Consider the following 19071-nt stretch of genomic DNA (forward strand, 5'->3'; position numbering starts at 1 on the left):
TTATGACCTCTCTTTCACCGCACATGTTCTTACAACCTGATGGATGGGCGCCTGCCAAAGGCTATGCCAACGGCATGATGGCCGAAGGCAAAATGGTGTTCACTGGTGGACTTGTGGGCTGGAACGCTCAGCAAGAATGGGAACACACCGATATGGTTTCGCAGTTCCGCCAGACGCTGGAAAACATCGTCGCAGTCCTTGCCCAAGCCGGCGCCAAGCCTGAACACCTTGTGCGGCTGACGTGGTACATTACTGACAAAAAAGAATATAACGACAACTTGCGCGGCTTTGGCGCTGCTTACCGTGACGTGATTGGGCGCCACTTCCCAACGATGGCAGTGGTACAGGTTGCAGGCCTTATGGAAGACGAAGCGCGTGTTGAGATCGAAGCCACTGCTGTGATCCCGCATGACGACTGACGCGCTTACACCCGCAACATTAATCACGGTCGCCCCTTATAGCGAGGCAACGCCAAGCGGCGCGATCTTTGGCGGCTGGATCATGTCGCAATTGGATCACGCGGCAGGGCTCGCAGGGCGCACCATATCTGGCGGCCCCGTTGTGATCGCCAGCATCCGAGAACTGAACTTTCTCGCAGCGCTCTTTGCGGGTGAGGCCCTCAGCGTCCACGTCAAACTCACGTGCAAAGGTAGCAGTTCGTTTAATGTTGCGGTGAATGCTTTTGCCAAAACAGGCCCCGAAGATCGGGGCATTTTTAGGGCAGATGTGTTGCTTGTGGCAGTTGATGGCGATGGAAAGTCGCGCAAATTTGAGCTTAGCGACGCCTCCGCTTGAAAAAGCGTGGCTTTCAACGTGATCAAAGCTGCTTTCACTTTGCCCTAAATCCCTCAGGCTGATATGTAGACGTGTCTGTCTGACACGTATTAATTTGGACGCTATATGAACACGCAATCTGATCACAAAATCAAAGACGCAGGCCTTGCGCGCCAACGCTTGCGGCTATGGCTGCAAATGCTGAAAGCCGTGCGTCACGTGGAAAGCGATTTGCGTGAAAAACTGCGCTCGGGCTATGACACCACTTTGCCACGCTTTGACGTATTGGCCGCTCTCTATGCGGAACCAAACGGCATGCGCATGAGCGAGTTGTCACAGCATTTGGTTGTGTCCAATGGGAATGTCACAGGCGTTGTTGAGCGCTTGGTGTCTGATGGCCTTGCAGAGCGCAAAAATATGGCCACAGATCGACGCGCCTTTTTGGTTAAAATTACCGATGAAGGGCGCGCGCTAATGGATGACATGACGGCTCAACACCTGAACTGGATCGATGACATGTTTGAGCAAGTGACCGAAGCGGATGCGGCGCGCGGCATTTCGATCATGTTGGACGTGCGCAACAAAGACTAAACGCCCCCGCCCGCAATTGGACGAGGGCAAATTTTAAAAGATGCCAGTCTCTTGGGCGACGCGTCGATAGCCTGCGCCAGCCGTGAACCCGCCATCAATCACAAAGTCTTCGCCCGTGATATAGGCCGATCCTTTTGACGCCAAAAACAGCACCAATTGCGCCACCTCATCGGCCTCGCCCGAGCGCTGCATCGGGGTCATATTGATCATCGGTTCCAAATGGGGGGATCCGCGATTGAGATCGGTCACAATCAACCCCGGACAAATCGCATTCACACGCACACCGTCGCGAGCATATTCCATCGCCGCGGACCGCGTAAGACCGCGCAACGCCCATTTGGACGAGGTGTAAGCAGGATCGTAATGCCCAGAAAAGCCGCTATTTGACGAAATATTGATGATACTGCCACCACCGCTCTCGATCATCATGGGCGCACAGAGTTTGATGCCCATAAAGGCCCCCGTTGCGTTGACATCCATGACTTTGCGCCATTCATCAACCGACATATCGCGGATGATTTTGCGATTGATGATCCCTGCATTGTTGACCAGAATATCCAGTCGCCCAGTCCATGATGTCACGGCATCAAGTGCCGCGACCCAAGCTGTTTCAGACGTCACATCAAGGGGTTGAAACCGAACATCGTAACCCGCATCCGTCAGGCGGCTTGCCAGTGCAACACCTTCGTCATTCAAAACATCGCAGATCAAAACGCTTGCGCCAGCACAGGCCAGAAGTTCGACCTCGACCGCGCCTTGGCCACGCGCTCCGCCCGTGACGATCGCCGTTTGGCCAGACAAATCTGACAATGCATTTTTGGCCTTTTCGAAGTCTACACTCATGCTTGCACCATCAACTGGCATTGTTCACCAAGACCTGAAGCGCCCAAAGTCACAACTTGCCCAGCGCGCAAAAACGTCGGTGGCTTCATGCCCAGACCGACACCAGGCGGCGTGCCCGTTGCGATGATATCGCCCGCTTCCAAAGTCATGAACTGAGAGATGTAATGCACAATGAACGCCACATCGAAAATCATTGTTTTGGTATTACCTGTCTGACGGCGTTCGCCATCCACATCCAACCACAAATCGATATTTTGGATATCGTCAAATTCGTCTTTCGTGACCATCCACGGACCAACGGGGCCAAAGGTATCGTGGCTCTTACCCTTGATCCATTGCCCGCCGCGCTCGGATTGAAAGCGCCGCTCTGACACATCATTGACCAAAGCATAGCCCGCGACATGATCCAAAGCACTTGCTTCATCAACGTATTTTGCACGGCTTCCGATCACGATCCCCAATTCGACTTCCCAGTCTGTCCGGTCCGAACCGCGCGGGATTTCCACATCATCGTTCGGGCCACAAAGAGAGGTCGGCGCTTTTGAAAACAACACTGGCTCTTCTGGAATATCTTTGCCAGTTTCGCGCGCGTGATCCGCGTAGTTCAAGCCAACACACAAGAATTTTCCGGGCCGCGCAATCGCGGACCCAATGCGTGGCTTGCCGTCGACAAGCGGCAGCGACGACAGATCAGCGGCGGCAATTTTTGCCAAACCCTCAGGTGAAAAGGCGCTGCCATCGATGTCAGTCACCACATCGCTCAAATCGCGCAGCTTACCATCGGCATCAAGAATTGCGGGGCGTTCGGCACCTATCGGCCCGTAGCGGAGAAGCTTCATAAAAAGTCCTTTCAAAGCGCGGCACTTGTCAGGAACAGTCCGTTCCAACGTGGCACGCTGATAATGTGATCAAGAACGGCGATAGCCTTCGAGGGCATCATCCGGCACCTCTGGCAGGTTGGTCACCAAGTTGTCAGGCGTGCGACAGGTCAACCAAACAAGTTCTTCTGTCGTGCTCATATTCACTTCGACGTGCGGCATGTAGGGCGGCACAAATACGAAGTCGCCTTCATGTAAGTCGGTGTATTCTTTGTAGTCATCACCAAAGTAAATCCGACCATGCCCCTTTAGAACGTAACCGCCCGTTTCACATTCTTCGTGATGATGTGGCGGGGAACGGTGACCCGGCTCATTGGTGACGCGTCCAAACCAGATTTTGGTTGCTGGTGTGTGCTGCGGGCTCACGCCAGATTTGCGAACACAATCGCCGGACTGCGAGGTGCCACCATCTAGCTCTGTCGCGCGCGTGACGACGGGAACAACTTTTTCGGTCATTGGAAATGCCTCCTGAATTTATTCACAGCAGCTCAGCTGCACTTGGCAAAATGTGGCACCATTTATTTTAAACTTCAAGCATTTTATGAAAGACAACGCATTCACACGCAAACAGCCCCATCGGTGAGTCGCCTGACTTCACCATGAGATTCTGCACTATTTTTCAGCTATATTGCGACTTTAAGCTCCGCGTGGTGACATTTTGTTGAGCGTAGAGCTCTCAATTCATGGGAAATTCCAAGAAAATTGCTCAAAAATAAATTTTGTTCTTGAAGAAAAATATTACATGCATTTGCATATACCTAAAGAAAATTAGAAAAGTCCCAACGGAGAATCATACCCATGACATCGCAAAATACGCTCGCAGAGGTCGCCACTGGTCTGCTCGATGGCTCGATCAAAGTGGTGGACTGCACCGCCCCCCTCGGCCCTGATACGCCCCTTTTGAAACTGCCTGAAGATTTCGCCGACAATACCCCTAAGATCGAGATCCATAAGATTTCTGAGTACGGGGATCGCGGCCCATGGTGGGCGTGGAACTGGCTGAAAATTGGCGAACACTCCGGCACACACTATGATGCGCCGCACCATTGGATCACTGGCAAAGACTTTCCTGACGGCTCTGTCGACACCATCGCGCCTCAAAACTTTGTTGCTCCAGCGAATGTCATCGATTGCTCAAAAGAAGCAGCAGAAGACAATGATTTCTTGCTGACTGTTGAGCACATCAAAGCTTGGGAAGCCGAACACGGCGACATCAAAGAAGGCGAATGGGTGCTGATGCGCACAGATTGGGATCAGTACAACACGGACGAAGACAAATACCTCAACGCAGATGAGAATGGCCCCCACACACCTGGCCCGACGGCTGAGGCGATCATCTACCTGATGGAAGATCGCAAAGCACTTGGATGGGGCACGCAGTGCATCGGCACCGACGCAGGGGCAGCGGGTGGATTTGAAATCCCGTTTCCGGCTCACAACCTTTTGCACAAGCATAACAAATACGGCCTCGCTTCTTTGGCCAACCTCAGCGAACTGCCCGCCAAAGGCGCAATTTTGATCGCAGCCCCGTTGAAAATCGTCAAGGGCACAGGGTCTCCGATCCGCGCGCTTGCCCTTGTGCCAACAACATAAGTGAGCCACGACATCGCCACATCAACCGACATCGCCATCATGGGTTCGGGCATCAAAGGCCCGTATCCCATCGGTGCATCCACCCACCCTAGATCTGGCCTTTCAGGCGGATCAGGGGTCTTAACCGCGAAAGAGCTGGGCGCATGACGGATTACACAGATCACCTAGAACAGTTCACCCCCTATTTGATGAACCGCATTACTGCGCGCTACAACAAAGGGGTCGAAGCGGCTCTCAAAGAGGCTGGAATATCTGTCGCGCAAATGCGGGCTTTGGCCTCTTTGGTCGAAGCGGGCCCCTGCACGATCACTGAGCTGTCCGTACTCACCGTCATCAAGCAATCAACCCTATCGCGCACTTTGGACACGATGGAGGCGGCAGGGCTGATTTTACGTATAGCGCAAGACAGCGACAGTCGCTTTCGCCAGATCAGCCTCACAGACGCAGGCCGCACAGCGTACGAGGCCGCTTGGCCGTCCATGCTGTCAATGAGCGACGTCATGCTGAATTCACTGAACGCCGACGAACGCGAGACATTCAACACTTTGCTTTTGCGGATCCTCTACGACATCCGCCACCACGACTTTTAAAGGAGCCAGACATGGCAGAACGTTCTTTCGCCAAGGAAGTCCAGAAACTGAAGATGGGCGCAGGCGAGACCTTCACTGGTGAAGGCATCTTGGCCATCACCAAGGCCCTGTTAGAAAACGGCGTGGGCTATGTGGGCGGCTACCAAGGTTCGCCGATTTCGCATTTGATGGATGTCTTGGCAGATTCCCAAGAGATTTTAAGCGAATTGGGTGTGCACTTTGAAGCCTCGGCCTCAGAGGCCACGGCCACGGCCATGTTGGCGGCCAGTGTGCACTATCCCATTCGCGGCGCTGTGACCTATAAGTCCGTCGTCGGCACGAATGTTGCCTCTGATGCCTTGTCGAACCTCGCCTCTGGCGGTGTGACGGGCGGCGCATTGATCATCATCGGCGAAGACTACGGCGAAGGGTCGTCGATCATGCAAGAGCGCACCTATGCTTTTGCGATGAAGTCTCAGGTCTGGATGCTAGACCCACGCCCCAATTTGCCCTCTATCGTGCAAGCGGTCAGCGACGGGTTTGAGATGTCGGAGATTTCGAACACGCCTGTGATGTTGCAAATGGGCATTCGGTCTTGCCACGTTCACGGGCACTTCGAAGCCCAAGACAACCAACGCCCAGACATGACGGTAAGTGACGCGCTGGAAAATCCCAAACGCGATTTGGAACGCATCGTCTTGCCGCCCGCGACCTACATTCATGAAGCGGAAAAGCTGAGCAAACGCCTGCCTGCTGCGCAAAAGTTTATCATCGACAAAGAGATCAACGAACGCTTTGGCTCCCCCAAAGGCAAAGTCGGGATCATCGTTCAAGGCGGCACCTACAATACGGTGATCCGCGCATTGAACCGCCTTGGTTTGGCCAATCTATATGGCGACACCGACGTCGACATGCTGGTGCTCAACTGTGTTTATCCTTTGGTACCGGATCAAATATTGGAGTTCTGCGAAGGCAAAGATGCCATTCTGGTCGTTGAGGAAGGTCACCCTAATTACATCGAACAACAAATCGGCCATATGCTTTTCCAGTCTGGAAAATCCGTCAAACTGGAGGGTAAAGGCACGTTGCCGATGGGCGGCGAATACACGGGCCAAGTGATGGTCGATGGCTTAGGCGAATTCTTTTCCACATATGCGCCAAAGATGCTGCCCGTGGCGAAGGTCACCACCAACGAAGAACCCATTCAGATCCCCGATTTGACCAACTCTTTGCCTGCGCGCCCACCAGGGTTTTGCACGGGCTGCCCTGAACGGCCTATTTTTGCTGCCACGAAACTGGTCGAAGAAGAGCTTGGCGAACACCACATCGCGTCTGATATCGGCTGCCACCTGTTTTCGATCATGCCGCCTTTTGACATCGGCGCGACCACAATGGGCTACGGTCTTGGACCTGCCTCTGCCTCGGCCTTTCACAACGCTGACAAAGAAGGGCGTCGGTCGATCTCATTCGTCGGTGATGGCGGATTTTGGCACAATGGCCTTACATCGTCAGTTGGCAACGCAGTGTTCAACAAAAATGACAATGTCATCGTGATCGTCGACAACTATTACTCTGCCGCGACAGGCGGCCAAGACATCCTGTCTTCGCGTGCGACCAACAAAACCAAGCAGACCCAAAATTCTATTGTCACCGCATGTAAAGGCATGGGCGTCAAATGGATTCGCCAGATCGATCACACCTATGACGTGACCAAAATGCGCGACACATTGAAAGAGGCTCTGACAACCCAAGTCGAAGGCCCGAAAGTCATCGTGGCGTCCTCAGAATGCATGCTCAACAAACAACGGCGCGTGAAACCGCAACTGGCCAAAGCCGCTAAAGACGGCAAACGCGTGGTCCGCCCACGCTTTGGTGTCGACGAAGATATATGCACCGGTGATCACGCCTGTATGCGCCTGTCTGGGTGCCCATCTTTGTCGGTGAAAGACACAGGCGATCCCTTGCGTGACGATCCGGTGGCCGCCATCGACCAGACCTGCGTCGGCTGTGGCAACTGTGGCGAAGTGGCTGATGCGGCTGTGCTTTGCCCATCATTCTATCAAGCTGAAATCGTGTCGAACCCCAGCGATTTTGAAAAAAGACGCGCCTCTCGCACAGGCAAAATCATCGGATGGTTGCAAAATCGTCGTGACGCCAAACGTGTGGCTTTTGCCTAAGGATCCTGCCCATGAATATCGCAACAAAACCCATCATCGCGCGCAGATCCCCCGGCCCTGACGGCGAGAAAATCATCACTTTGGCGGCCCTTGCTGTGGGCGGCCAAGGCGGCGGCGTTTTGACAAATTGGATCGTCGCCGTGGCCGAGGCCAATGGGTATCGCGCGCAATCCACCTCAGTCGCGGGCGTCGCACAGCGCACAGGGGCGACGATTTATTACATCGAAATGTGCCGCGACACAGGCCGCATGCCTGTATTTTCCTTGTCGCCCTCGATTGGCGACGTAGATATTTTGGTGGCCTCAGAACTCATGGAAGGTGGCCGCGCGATCATGCGCGGGTTTGTGACACCGGGGCGCACGACCTTGATCACATCGACACACCGCATCGCCGCCGTTTCTGAGAAAACCGCCCCAGGTGACGGGCGCATGGACGAAACGGATGTCTATGAGGCCATGGGTGTTGCCGCCGATCAACTGGTGGCCTTCGATATGGAAACCGTTGCCAAGCAAGCTGGATCGGTCATCTCGTCCTCACTTTTGGGCGCCCTCGCAGGATCAGGCGCCCTGCCATTTGATCGCGCAAGTTTCGAAGACATTATTCGCGCCTCAGGGCGTGGCGTCGACGCCTCATTGCGCGCCTTTGGCGAGGCCTATGACATCGCACGCGGCGACAAACCCGCGCCTGAAGCACCAACCGCCGAAGAACGCCCGCTGCCCGTTTTGAACGTGCCAGAGGGCCTCAAGGCATCATGGAGCGCACTTGAAAAACGCTTGACCGCTATGCCGCAAGACATCCACGAGATGACCGGACTTGGTGTGAAAAAAGTTGTCGACTATCAGGATGTCGATTACGGGCATCAGTATCTGGACATGGTTGAAAAAGCCGTCGCATTGGATGCCGCCCCCTATGAAATGAGCATCGCCGCTGCAAAATATTGTGCGCGGGCCTTGTGCTATGACGATCTCATTCGTGTGGCTGACATCAAAACCCGCGCGTCACGGTTTGAGCGCGTCAAAGACGAAGTTGTGGTCAAAGATGATCAGCTTTTGCGTCTAACCGAGTATTTTCATCCGCGCTACGAAGAATTCACCACAACGCTGCCACGGGCTTTGGGCCGCTTCATGCAAAATCGCAAAAGCATCGAAGCGTTTTACACAAAGTATCTCGACAAAGGCAGACGGATCCGCACCGACAGTCTGTCAGGGTATCTTGCGCTTTGGACCGTGTCGTCTTTGCGCCCTCTTCGACGCAAATTGCTGCGACATGACAGCGAAATGACCCACGCAAACACGTGGTTTTCCAAAACTCTAGAGATCGCGCAAACGGACAAAGCCTTGGCGACCGAAATGCTGACGAACTATCGCCTGATCAAGGGATATTCCGACACCCATACGCGCGGCATGTCCAAATTCGCGCGGGTCATGGGCGCGGTGGACTTGCTCAAAGGGCGCGCAGATGCCGCCGACTGGATGCGCCGATTGCGTACTGCCGCCCTTGATGACGTCGAAGGCGACAAACTGGATGGCGCTTTGCAAACCGTCAAAAGCTTTGCCGAGTAAGAGACATGACAAAGCCCATCGTGATCATCGGCGCAGGTATCAATGGGCTTGTGGCCGCAGCCGTTCTGGCAGCGCGTGGCAAGTCAGTTTAAGTCTTTGAACGGGACTCCAAGGCGGGCGGCTCGGTGCACACTGAAGCCTAAGCCTTGGGTCGGTTTTACCATGACGTGGCAGCGATGAACCTGTCGATTTTTCTGGCTCAGCTTTCGTGGCCAAGTACGGCGCGAAACTGGCCCAGCATGGTTTGGAATTTGCACCGATTTCAGGTCCCTTGGCGCAAGCTTTGGAAGCGGGGATTAGGTCGGCGTTTCAACGATTTTGGACGAGACGCTCCCTGCCTTTGTCAGAGTTAAAGGCATTGCACCCACTTTGGGACGCATCTGGCCTGTAAAAGGTCAAGCAAAAGTGGCTCCAGTCAAATAGGCATTTACTTTAGAAGTAAAGATGTTGAGGGCAATCAAAAGAGACCATCTTTGATGGTATTCGCCAAAAATCAAGCGCAAATGCCCTATTTAAGCGTATTTTGCAGACATGTTTGGAAGATCCACGCTTCATACGTGTTACTTTGGTCTAGTTTTATTTTAAGCTTGAATTAAAAATTCGCACAGCTATCGTAATTCCAAAAGGACGGACATCAGATGTTTATAAGGAATTCGATGAATTGGACTATGCGCTGTTTTGGAGCAGCTGCCGCAGTCGGCTTTGCCGCAATAGCGATCGTTGTGAGTGCGGATGTCGTGATCCGCAACCTCGCGATAGCACGGATCCCATGGATAAGTGAGTTCACTGAGTATCTACTGATGGTCTCGACGTTTCTAGGGGCCCCATGGCTGTTGCATGCGCATGGCCACGTGCAGGTCGATATTTTGCCGCGCGCACTCTCTCAGAGCAATGCGCGCCGTTTGGCGGTGGTTGCCAACGTCGCAGGACTTGCGATCACGGGGCTTTTGTTTTGGCGGGCCTGCTTGGTCACATTCGACACATGGCAACTTGGCTCTTTGGTGTTCAAAAACCTTGTTTTCCCTGAATGGTATTTACTAGCGCCAATTCTGATCTGTCTTGGGATGTGCTTTCTAGAATTTGCTTTGCGCCTGACTTTGAAGGATTACAATCAATGATTTGGTGGATTACATTGTCGATCCTTGGGGCAGTATTAGCCGGTCTTTTTGCGACAGGCCTGCCCGTAGCACTGGCATTTTTGGGAACAAATATAGTTGGAGCATGGATATTTCTAGGAGGGACATCGGGACTGGATCAGCTTGTGCGCAACGCTTCTGGTGCAGTCAGTTCATTTTCCTTAGTGCCCATTCCCTTGTTCATTTTGATGGGCGAACTGTTGTTCCACTGCGGACTGGCGTTCAAAGCCATTGAAGCTGTCGAACGGATGTTGAACCGTTTGCCAGCACGTTTGGCCTGTGTCACGGTGGTTGGCGGCACAGCATTTTCAGCTCTGTCAGGCTCATCTATTGCAAACACGGCGCTTCTCGGCAGCACTCTGTCGCAAGACATGATGAAACGCGGCTACTCAACCACGCTGTCGCTGGGCCCCGCGATGGCAACGGGCGGAATCGCGGTTCTGGTCCCCCCCTCTACCTTAGCAGTGATGCTAGGGTCACTCTCGGGCATTTCCATCACGCAACTGCTGATCGGCGGGATCGTTCCAGGTTTCCTGATGGCGGCTGGTTTCCTGTTATATGTCATCTTAGTAGGCGTCTTTGACCCAAACTCTGCGCCGCGCCAAGATACTGTACGGGTCTATACATTTCGCGAACGTTACGTGCCATTTTTGCGCGATGTTGTGCCGTTGTTTGGCATATTTGTCGCTGTAATTGGTGGGATGCTGTCAGGGATAGCAACGCCGACCGAGGCCGCCGCCCTAGGCGCTATGGCCGCATTTGTGGCGACTATCTGCTACGGAAAACTTTCATGGGATGCGTTGCGGGCCTCTTTGGCTGAGACTGCAAAAGTGTCGATTTCGATCTTGTTCATCATCGTCGCTTCCACCACGTTTTCTCAGATACTTTCATTCTCAGGGGCGACAACGGGGATGCTGTCACTCGTAACGGCCGTCGACCCAACGCCCATGACATTGATCTTGTCGATGCTGCTGATTTTGCTCTTGATGGGCTGCTTTATTGATCAAGTTTCGATGATGATGATCACAGTGCCGTTGTTTATTCCGCTCGCGCAGAGCGCGGGGATCGACCTCGTTTGGCTTGGCTTGATGATGCTCGTCGTTATCGAACTGGGCTTACTCACGCCCCCTTTCGGCATCTTGCTTATGGTGATGCAAGGCGCTGTCAAATCGGTTCCGCTGGTTCAAATCTACAAAGCGGCGCTGCCCTTCATACTGATCGAGATTCTGGTCCTAGGCTTGATGATTTTCTGGCCGGAACTCACAACGTTCCTTCCGTCACTCACCCGCTAGCCCAACCTTCACTCGCACTACAAGAACGCGAGGATGCTAACCAACAGGAGACTTCCATTGACCAAATCATTTCGCTCTCTAACCCTTGTGTCAGCGCTGACTTTGAGCGCATTCACCACTGCGACCCAGGCCGACGAAATTACATTGCGAGCCATTTCGGCCTTTCAGCCCAACACAGTATTCTCCGAACCGTTCGAAGTATTTGCCGATCGCGTGAATGAAAATGGTGCCGGAATCGTACAGATCGATGTGATCGGCGGACCCGACGCGATGCCTCCGTTTGAGATCGGCAATGCGCTACGCAACGGGGTGGTAGACATGGCCAACACGACGGCAGTGTATCACGCCAATCTGGTGCCTGAAGGCTTGGCCATGACGTTGACCAGTTTGTCGATGTCAGAACTACGTGCGAATGGCGGTTATGACCTGTTAGACGGAATCCACCGCGAGAAAGCCGGTATCCATTGGCTGGGTCGCCTTACCGAAAACGTCCCCTATCACATCTATCTGTCCGATGCGCCTGAGAACCTCGAATTCGAAGGTCTAAAGATTCGTTCGGTACCAATCTATCAAGCCTTTTTCAAAGGCCTTGGGATCAATACGATGCAAACCTCACCTGGAGAAGTTTACACAGCTCTAGAACGCGGCACGATTGACGGATACGCTTGGCCCGCAACTGGTGTGTTCGATCTCGGATGGCAAGAGAAAACAAAAGCCCGCGTTGATCCAGGCTTCTACCAAGTTGAAACAGGCGTCTATTTCAGTGAGAAAACTTGGGAAAAGCTAAACGATGAGCAACGCGTTTTCCTAGAATCACAGATGCTTCAGATCGAGTCAGAATCTGATCGCCTTATACCTTTGGCGGCCGCCGATATCGCGCGCCAAACCGAAGAAGGTATCGCGCCCTTGTCACTCCCTGAGGCGGAAGCCGCAGCATTTATCGAAATGTCAGTGGAAGAGGGCTGGAAGCCTGTCCTCGCAGCAAATCCCGAAGCAGGCCCTAAGCTGCGTGAGATGTTCTCTAAGTAAGCGGTGTTGCACCTTTACGATAAAAAACGAGGACGGCTGAACCATTCGGCCGTCTTTTTCTATGGACTTGTCGCGGATTATTCCCGTCTTTTTCGAGCAACGTTTGGACCTGTGCCCAGCGTAGATATACCGTTACTCGCGAGACATTTCCTTTAACCGCTCAGGCTTGGGAAGACGGAGATTTTCCTGAGCAAGGATCCCCGCGAGTTTCAACGCAAGCTGCGAATTCTGCGCCGCAGAAGATATTGGTCACCTTGCAAAGGCTTGCCGCTCTTTTGGGGTTGGCCGCGCCAGCTTTGACCTGTGTCGCAAGGCCTAAGCGGAGCGCGGCGAAGCAGGCCTGATTTACGCGCCGCCCATCTCAAAAGCACCCTCGGATTGGAACAATTGCGATCACTTGGATAGAGCGACGCAAAGAGATAGGAAGGACTGGCTTTAACGCGAACGTGTCGATGTTTACTTTGGTAAATGTCATGCTTTTTACAGGCTTGATCTAGTGACGCGACCGCCCGCTCTTGGCTTTGCGCTGATCGTTTCCTGTCAGAAAATTAGCACAATGTATTTTGAACCCTACCCTATTCACCCTGCGATCTTGTAACTTGCGCCCTTTCAACGGAAAATGAACTGCGAAGCACAGGATATAAATAGCGTGAGCACAACACATTCGTTAAACTTCACACCCGTTCGGCACGAAACGATCCAAGGCAGTGTGTATGAAGAACTGCGCACTATGCTGATGACAGGAAAGTTTTTGCCGGGCCAAGCGCTTAAGATCGCAGACCTCGCACACACCTTTGGCACGTCCGCCCAACCCGTGCGTGAATCTATTCGGCAACTGGTCGCAGAACATGCGCTGGATGCCTCGGCCAACAGATCCGCGCGGGTGCCAAAACTGAGCAACGTGCAACTTGAAGACCTGCGCCGCACGCGTCTTGCGCTTGAAAGCTTGGCCGCCGAACTTGCGGCCACGCAGGTCACACCAGACCAGATCGCACATCTTGAAAAGATTTTGGATGATGAATTATCGTCAGACGAAAACCGCGACATCATTTCTTCAATTTCGCGCAACCTTGATTTTCACTTTTCGTTGTACCGTTATTCCAAATCAGAGGTTTTGCCACCGCTGATCGAAAGCCTATGGATGCGCATTGGCCCCAACATTCGTACCGCTGCCGAATACTTTGACGCCCGCGAGGGGCGTGGCGCGGAAATGCACATTCAACTGATTGCAGCCCTGAAAGCCAAGGACGGCGCAGGGGCTAGACTGGCGATTGAAAATGACATCAACCGCTTTTTCGATTTGATCGCTGAAATCAGTCAACAAGACTGACCGCACAAGACAAAAGGCCAACCGACGACATTGGGCTGGCCTTTTGTTCGATACGACACTTGGTGTTGCGTGAATTAGTGTTCGCTGAGATTATATTTCATGATCCGACCATGGCGCCCATTGCGGTCACGTTCGACATCATAGCAATCACCATCCACAATCGAATTCCCATCAATGGCCGCCTGAATTTGTGCCATGTCATCGCTGTCGAGTTGCAGGTCGAACAAGGCAGCATGTTTGCCCAGATGCCCTCCATGGCGCACACCGACAATGATGCCAGCCACTTGCGGTTCGGCCAACATCGCACGCATCGCAACCGAGGCAATATCAACACCATGTTTGTCAGCGATCCGACGCAACAATCGCAACAAAGACTGAAACGCATCCCAGCCGCCAATGTCATCAATGATCAGTTTGTACTTGGTCAAAGACCGATTTTCCATCTCGCCAACGGGCTCGGCCACGCCCAACCATTTGTCGCTTAAAAAACCACCTGCAACGGTGCCATAGCACAGAATTTTGATGTTATTTGCCGCACAGAAATCGACCATCTTTTTGGTCGGGCGACGATCGATCAGTGAAAACTGGGTTTGGATGGTCGAGACATGAAAGCCAGAGGCCACAAAATCCTGCATCTGATCCGTGTTAAAGTTGGTTGTGCCAAGCTTGTCGATTTTGCCCTCTTTTTGGAAATCGCTAAGCCAGCTTGCCACCTCAAGATGACGCGGCACATCCATGTCCCACCAGTTGAACTGCACGAGGTCCAAACGATCCGCGTTCAAACGGCGCAGCGATCTGTCTATGGTCGCTTGCAAGTCACTTTTCTGGATCGTCGCGAGTTTATCAAGATCAGGCACGCATTTGGTATGAACCTTCAATAGGTCCAATAAATCATTGCGCCCCTTGGCTTTGCAATCGGCACGAAATGCCCCGATCAATTCCTCAACACCTGTATAAATATCAGCGCAATCAAAGGCAGTGATGCCCGCATCCATATAGGCATACATCTCTGCAATCGCTGTATCGCGGTCTACAGCGCCATGTCCGCCCGCAAGATGCCAGCTGCCTTTGAGAATACGGCTGATCTCATATCCGGGAGCCAAATTGGCGCGTTCTACTTTACTCATGGTGTCTCCTGCGGTCATTTATCCTTGCCCCTCCAAGGGCACGGCGGTTGTATCTGCATGGTCGAAACGGCGCGTGCCAATCCGTGTAATTCGCAACTGTGTGGGACAATTGGGATCGGGGCATGCACAATTCGCATCTGTGCTCATCCAGTCATTTGGGTGACAGGGGCGTTGTTTGGCGGCCAAAAGCGGCAAGACTGCGGACAAAGAATAGATCGAGAATCCCTGCCCCTGTGGCAAATGCAGCATTTCCCCACGCAACTCGAAATAATCGCCCTCCGCGCCGCAGTAAATTTTACCCGGGCCGCTGCGAACGACTTCAACCCTGAGGTCGTAAAGCTCGAAACTTCCGTCAGTATCGCTCTTAATCATGATGTACGTCCTTTGGCTTTAGGTTGGAAAATGACACGCGGCCGACTGCGGTCCGGCTTTCGTCAACCGCGGATCATCGATAGCGCACTTGGCCTGCGCACGCGGACAGCGCCCCGCGAAACTACACCCCTGCGGGGGCTTGAGCGGGTTTGGAAAGTCCACAGCTTTGCGTGGTTCCTCACCTTGACCAAGCTTGCCCAAAAGCAATTCGGTGTAAGGATGCTTTGGTGCGTGAAACAGGTCTTTACCCCGCCCAGCTTCGACAATGCGGCCAAAGTACATCACCGCCACACGATCCGACATCGCACGAATGACGTTAAGGTCATGAGAAATCATCACAAAAGTCAGTTGAAATTCTGCCCGCAAATCTTTGAGCAAATTCAAAATCTGCGCTTGAACGGAGACATCCAAGGCCGATGTTGGTTCATCACAAATCAAAATTTCAGGACGCAAAATCAACGCGGAAGCAATCGCAACACGTTGACGTTGCCCGCCTGACATTTGCGCAGGGAAATTCGCGGCCGTGCGCGCAGGCAGGCCACAAAGATCCATCATGCGTTTGACGTCGACCCTGCGCTCATCGGGCGTACCGATCTCATGAATATCAAGTGACAAGCGAATGGTTTCTTCGACCGTGCGACGCGGATTGAGCGATGAGTACGGGTCTTGAAAGACAGGTTGGACCAAACGGGCACGGCGTTTGCGATCAACCTTGGAAATCGGCGTGCCGTTGATCAACACCTCACCAGAGGCGGGTGCCTCAACGCCCAGCAAGGCCCTCGCCAGAGTGGACTTGCCAGACCCGCTTTCACCAACAAGACCAAGCACCTCGCCCTTGCGCACACCCAAATCAATACCGCGCAGCGCATGAACTTGCCCCTTGGTTCCAAACAACCCCTTGCGGACCTCATAGGTTTGCACAACACCTTTCACCTCAAGGGCAGGCATGGCCTGTGTGTCGTCAGAGACCTCTGCTTTGACAGCGGCAGGCGGCACAGGGTCGCGGTAGCGATTGTTGATATCTTCCATACTCAACGTACAGCGGATTGTCTGGCGGTCTGCCTCAGTTGACACAGGGACTGGCTGTGCGCAGCCATCATGCGCCAGCGAACAGCGCGCACGAAACTGACACCCATCATCTGAGTTGATCAAGGATGGAACAACGCCGGGCAAAAACCCTAAACGCGTGTTTGCATCCGCATCAGAATTCGGCACACAGCTGAGCAAAGCACGTGTATAGGGGTGCGCAGGTTGGCCCAAAACTTGGGCGCGTGTCCCAGATTCAACCACCTGCCCTGCGTAGACCACACAGATGCGATCGGCCACATCGCGCACCACGTCAAAATCATGGGTCACCAAGATGATCGCCAAGTTCAACCGTTTTTGCAGGTCTTTGAGCAGGGCAAGAATTTGTGCTGAAATCGTGCGGTCCAACGCCGTTGTCGGTTCATCCGCAATGAGCAAATCTGGCTCTGTCATAAGCGCCATCGCAATCATGACGCGCTGACGCAATCCGCCAGACAATTGATGCGGATATTGTGACAGGCGTGGTTCTGGATCGGCAATACCACAGGCATCCAACAACTCGATTGCACGCGCCGTGGCTTGTGCACGTGACAAAGATGGCTTGTGATGCATCAGCCCCTCGACCATTTGTTCGCCGATGGACCACGCAGGGTTAAGCGCCGTCATGGGTTCTTGAAAAATCATCGCGATACGATCACCGCGCAGCTTTTCAATCGCATGCCTCCCGCCCGCTGTCAGGTCGTGATCGCCAAACCGCAAATGCGTGGCTTTGGGTGTGGCTGCGGGGGGCAAAAGCCCCATCAAAGCCAGAGAAGTCATGGATTTTCCAGATCCCGATTCCCCAACGATACAGAGTGTTTCGCCCGCATTCACGTTCAAGCTGACATCGCGCACGGCAGCCAGTGGACCAAGCGGAGTGTGAATTGTCACGTTGAGATCGCGCACATCAAGTGTTGAAGATGAGATATTCATGAACGCCCCTTTGGAACAATAAGGTCACGCAGCCCGTCCCCCACGAGGTTGACAGCCAGAACCAGCAACATAATGGCAAGGCCAGCAATGGTGATGAGCCAAGGGTTGATCACCAAAAAGGCGCGCCCTTCGGACATCATTAGCCCCCAAGACGGCTCAGGTGCTTGAATACCCAAACCAAGGAAAGACAAAGCAGCTGCGGCTAAAATGCACTGCGCCATTTCGAATGTGAAAATAATGACGATATGGTTCAGAACATTGGGAAAAATTTCGCTGCGTAAGATACGCATTTCGCTGGCGCCCATGGCACGCGCGCGGATCACGTAATCTTGCGATGCGACCTGACGACTAGCTGTGCGCAAGACCACGGCAAAACGATCCCAATGCGTCACTGCAAGAACCACCACGACCACAAACACGCCTGAGCCCGCTATCTGCAAAATGGCCAAAGCCAACAAAAGGGATGGCAGCGCAAGGCGGATCGCGATGATGAAAGACACCGCACGATTTGCATAGCCTCCCATGACTCCGGCGACGACGCCAAGTGTTGTGCCAATCACTGTGGCCAGTGCAGCAGCCCCTAGCCCGACGATCAAAGAAATGCGCGTGCCGTAGATCAGACGCGACAGATAATCACGCCCGTACCCATCGGTACCAAAGGGATATTCCCATGTACCGCCCGCCCAGACGGGGGGCTTTAGTCGCGCCATAAGGCTTTGGGTATAGGGGTCATGCGGCGCGATAAATGGCGCGAACACAGCGATAAAGATAAAGCCTGTAAGCAGCACAAGCCCGATGCAAAACCCAGTACGCCCAGCCAGACGCGCAGGCAAAAGACGCGGAATTTTGCCGCGTGAAGAAGATGTGGAACTCAAGGTCATTGTTCGCTCGTCAATCTTGGGTCAAGGGCAGCATTCAATAGGTCAGAGACCACATTGAGCAGCACGAAAATAATGGCAACAATCAAGACAACAGCCTGCACAACGGGGTAATCCGAGCGCTGGATAGCGCTCCATGCCAGCAGGCCGATACCATTGAGCGAAAAGACACTTTCGACGACAATCGACCCGCCCAGCAAGAACCCGAACTGAACAGTCGCCACAGACACCACGGGCAAAATCGCGTTGCGCAGGGCATGTTTGAACAAGACTGTGCGCTCTGATAATCCTTTGGCGCGTGCCGTACGGATGTAATCTGACGATAAGACATCGATCATACCCGCACGCGAAAGCCGCAAAAAGACAGGAAAAACAAACCACGCCAGCGTCAAGGATGGCATCACATAACTTGCCGCCGATTGTGTGCCTGAGATTGGCAAAATACGGAAGGTGACGCCGAACAGTAAGATCAACAACAATCCCACCCAGTAAGATGGCATCGCTTGGCCCAAAACGGACAGGCCAAGACAAGATCGATCGAACCAACCATCCGGTTTCATCGCGCAATAAACGCCCGCAGGAATAGAAATCAGCAGGCCAAGCAACAGCGAGGCAACTGACAAGGTGGCGGTGACTGGCAGGCGTTCGAGAATAAGTGTCAGAACGTCCTCTTGCGAGAAATAGGATTGACCTAAGTCGCCGTGCAAAACACGCCCTGCCCAACTGAGATATTGCTGAACAAAGCTTTGATCGAGACCATAGACTTCGCGCAATCGTGCTGTGTCTTCGGCTGAGGCGTCGAGACCGCCCATAGCAACCGCAAGATCCCCTGTCGATTGCACCAATAAAAAGGCGATGATTGAAACCGCAACGCAGACCGCTGCGGCTTCAATAAGTTTTCTGACAAAATACGCGCCCACTG

General features: G+C 53.4%; 20 protein-coding genes. 12 read left to right on the plus strand and 8 right to left on the minus strand.

What is annotated here, in order from left to right:
• The first annotated feature begins 2 nt into the window (after positions 1-2).
• From EDD53_RS11275 to EDD53_RS11285, 3 genes are all read left to right on the plus strand, one after another.
• Positions 3-419 (plus strand): RidA family protein, encoded by a 417-nt coding sequence (locus EDD53_RS11275; protein WP_123793342.1) that lies wholly within the window; start codon positions 3-5, stop codon positions 417-419.
• On the plus strand, positions 409-795 hold the full coding sequence (locus tag EDD53_RS11280; protein ID WP_123793343.1) for an acyl-CoA thioesterase: 387 nt from the start codon (positions 409-411) through the stop codon (positions 793-795). Before EDD53_RS11275 ends, EDD53_RS11280 begins: the two co-directional genes overlap by 11 nt.
• Positions 796-900: 105 nt before the next feature.
• Complete coding sequence (locus EDD53_RS11285; RefSeq protein ID WP_123793344.1) at positions 901-1365, plus strand: MarR family winged helix-turn-helix transcriptional regulator; 465 nt, start codon at positions 901-903, stop codon at positions 1363-1365.
• Between the two features lie 33 nt (positions 1366-1398).
• Here EDD53_RS11285 and EDD53_RS11290 read toward each other — a convergent pair whose 3' ends face one another.
• The 3 genes from EDD53_RS11290 to EDD53_RS11300 form a co-directional block, all read right to left on the minus strand.
• Complete coding sequence (locus EDD53_RS11290) at positions 1399-2208, minus strand: SDR family NAD(P)-dependent oxidoreductase (protein WP_123793345.1); 810 nt, start codon at positions 2206-2208, stop codon at positions 1399-1401.
• Positions 2205-3047, minus strand: coding sequence for a fumarylacetoacetate hydrolase family protein (locus tag EDD53_RS11295; RefSeq protein WP_123793346.1), 843 nt, complete (start codon positions 3045-3047; stop codon positions 2205-2207). The genes EDD53_RS11290 and EDD53_RS11295 overlap by 4 nt, the downstream gene beginning before the upstream one ends.
• 69 nt (positions 3048-3116) lie before the next feature.
• Positions 3117-3542 (minus strand): cupin domain-containing protein, encoded by a 426-nt coding sequence (locus EDD53_RS11300; protein ID WP_123793347.1) that lies wholly within the window; start codon positions 3540-3542, stop codon positions 3117-3119.
• Positions 3543-3884: 342 nt separating this feature from the next.
• Here EDD53_RS11300 and EDD53_RS11305 point away from each other — a divergent pair, with 342 nt between their 5' ends.
• From EDD53_RS11305 to EDD53_RS11340, 9 genes are all read left to right on the plus strand, one after another.
• Positions 3885-4679 (plus strand): cyclase family protein, encoded by a 795-nt coding sequence (locus tag EDD53_RS11305; protein ID WP_123793348.1) that lies wholly within the window; start codon positions 3885-3887, stop codon positions 4677-4679.
• Entirely contained in the window at positions 4680-4826 is a 147-nt protein-coding gene (locus EDD53_RS14865) for a hypothetical protein (RefSeq protein WP_170162733.1), read from the plus strand. It abuts the gene before it with no gap.
• Positions 4823-5269 carry a MarR family winged helix-turn-helix transcriptional regulator gene (locus EDD53_RS11310; protein ID WP_123793349.1) on the plus strand — a complete coding sequence of 149 codons (447 nt, stop codon included), beginning with the start codon at positions 4823-4825 and terminating at the stop codon, positions 5267-5269. The genes EDD53_RS14865 and EDD53_RS11310 overlap by 4 nt, the downstream gene beginning before the upstream one ends.
• A gap of 11 nt (positions 5270-5280) precedes the next feature.
• Positions 5281-7425 carry a thiamine pyrophosphate-dependent enzyme gene (locus EDD53_RS11315; protein ID WP_123793350.1) on the plus strand — a complete coding sequence of 715 codons (2145 nt, stop codon included), beginning with the start codon at positions 5281-5283 and terminating at the stop codon, positions 7423-7425.
• A gap of 11 nt (positions 7426-7436) precedes the next feature.
• Positions 7437-8987, plus strand: a complete 1551-nt coding sequence (locus EDD53_RS11320; protein WP_123793351.1) for an indolepyruvate oxidoreductase subunit beta family protein — start codon at positions 7437-7439, stop codon at positions 8985-8987.
• 668 nt (positions 8988-9655) lie between these two features.
• Positions 9656-10105: a TRAP transporter small permease gene (locus tag EDD53_RS11325; RefSeq protein ID WP_170162747.1), complete on the plus strand. Its 450-nt coding sequence runs from the start codon at positions 9656-9658 to the stop codon at positions 10103-10105.
• A complete protein-coding gene (locus EDD53_RS11330) occupies positions 10102-11415 on the plus strand; it encodes a TRAP transporter large permease (protein WP_123793353.1) in 1314 nt (437 codons plus the stop codon). Before EDD53_RS11325 ends, EDD53_RS11330 begins: the two co-directional genes overlap by 4 nt.
• A 57-nt stretch (positions 11416-11472) precedes the next feature.
• On the plus strand, positions 11473-12444 hold the full coding sequence (dctP, locus tag EDD53_RS11335) for a TRAP transporter substrate-binding protein DctP (RefSeq protein ID WP_211331617.1): 972 nt from the start codon (positions 11473-11475) through the stop codon (positions 12442-12444).
• A 649-nt stretch (positions 12445-13093) separates the two neighbouring features.
• Positions 13094-13774, plus strand: a complete 681-nt coding sequence (locus tag EDD53_RS11340) for a GntR family transcriptional regulator (RefSeq protein WP_170162748.1) — start codon at positions 13094-13096, stop codon at positions 13772-13774.
• Positions 13775-13848: 74 nt separating this feature from the next.
• Here the strand turns inward: EDD53_RS11340 and EDD53_RS11345 are convergent, their stop codons facing one another.
• The 5 genes from EDD53_RS11345 to EDD53_RS11365 are packed head-to-tail and all read right to left on the minus strand — an operon-like array spanning position 13849 to position 19069.
• Positions 13849-14901: an aldo/keto reductase gene (locus tag EDD53_RS11345; RefSeq protein WP_123793356.1), complete on the minus strand. Its 1053-nt coding sequence runs from the start codon at positions 14899-14901 to the stop codon at positions 13849-13851.
• Between the two features lie 18 nt (positions 14902-14919).
• Positions 14920-15273, minus strand: coding sequence for a TIGR04076 family protein (locus EDD53_RS11350; protein WP_123793357.1), 354 nt, complete (start codon positions 15271-15273; stop codon positions 14920-14922).
• Between the two features lie 18 nt (positions 15274-15291).
• Positions 15292-17271 carry an ABC transporter ATP-binding protein gene (locus EDD53_RS11355; protein WP_123793358.1) on the minus strand — a complete coding sequence of 660 codons (1980 nt, stop codon included), beginning with the start codon at positions 17269-17271 and terminating at the stop codon, positions 15292-15294.
• On the minus strand, positions 17268-18152 hold the full coding sequence (locus EDD53_RS11360; RefSeq protein ID WP_123793359.1) for an ABC transporter permease: 885 nt from the start codon (positions 18150-18152) through the stop codon (positions 17268-17270). The genes EDD53_RS11355 and EDD53_RS11360 overlap by 4 nt, the downstream gene beginning before the upstream one ends.
• Entirely contained in the window at positions 18149-19069 is a 921-nt protein-coding gene (locus EDD53_RS11365; RefSeq protein WP_123793360.1) for an ABC transporter permease, read from the minus strand. The genes EDD53_RS11360 and EDD53_RS11365 overlap by 4 nt, the downstream gene beginning before the upstream one ends.
• Between the last annotated feature and the right edge of the window lie 2 nt (positions 19070-19071).

It is taken from the genome of Pacificibacter maritimus (assembly GCF_003814915.1).
GTDB classification, from domain to species: Bacteria; Pseudomonadota; Alphaproteobacteria; order Rhodobacterales; family Rhodobacteraceae; genus Celeribacter; species Celeribacter maritimus.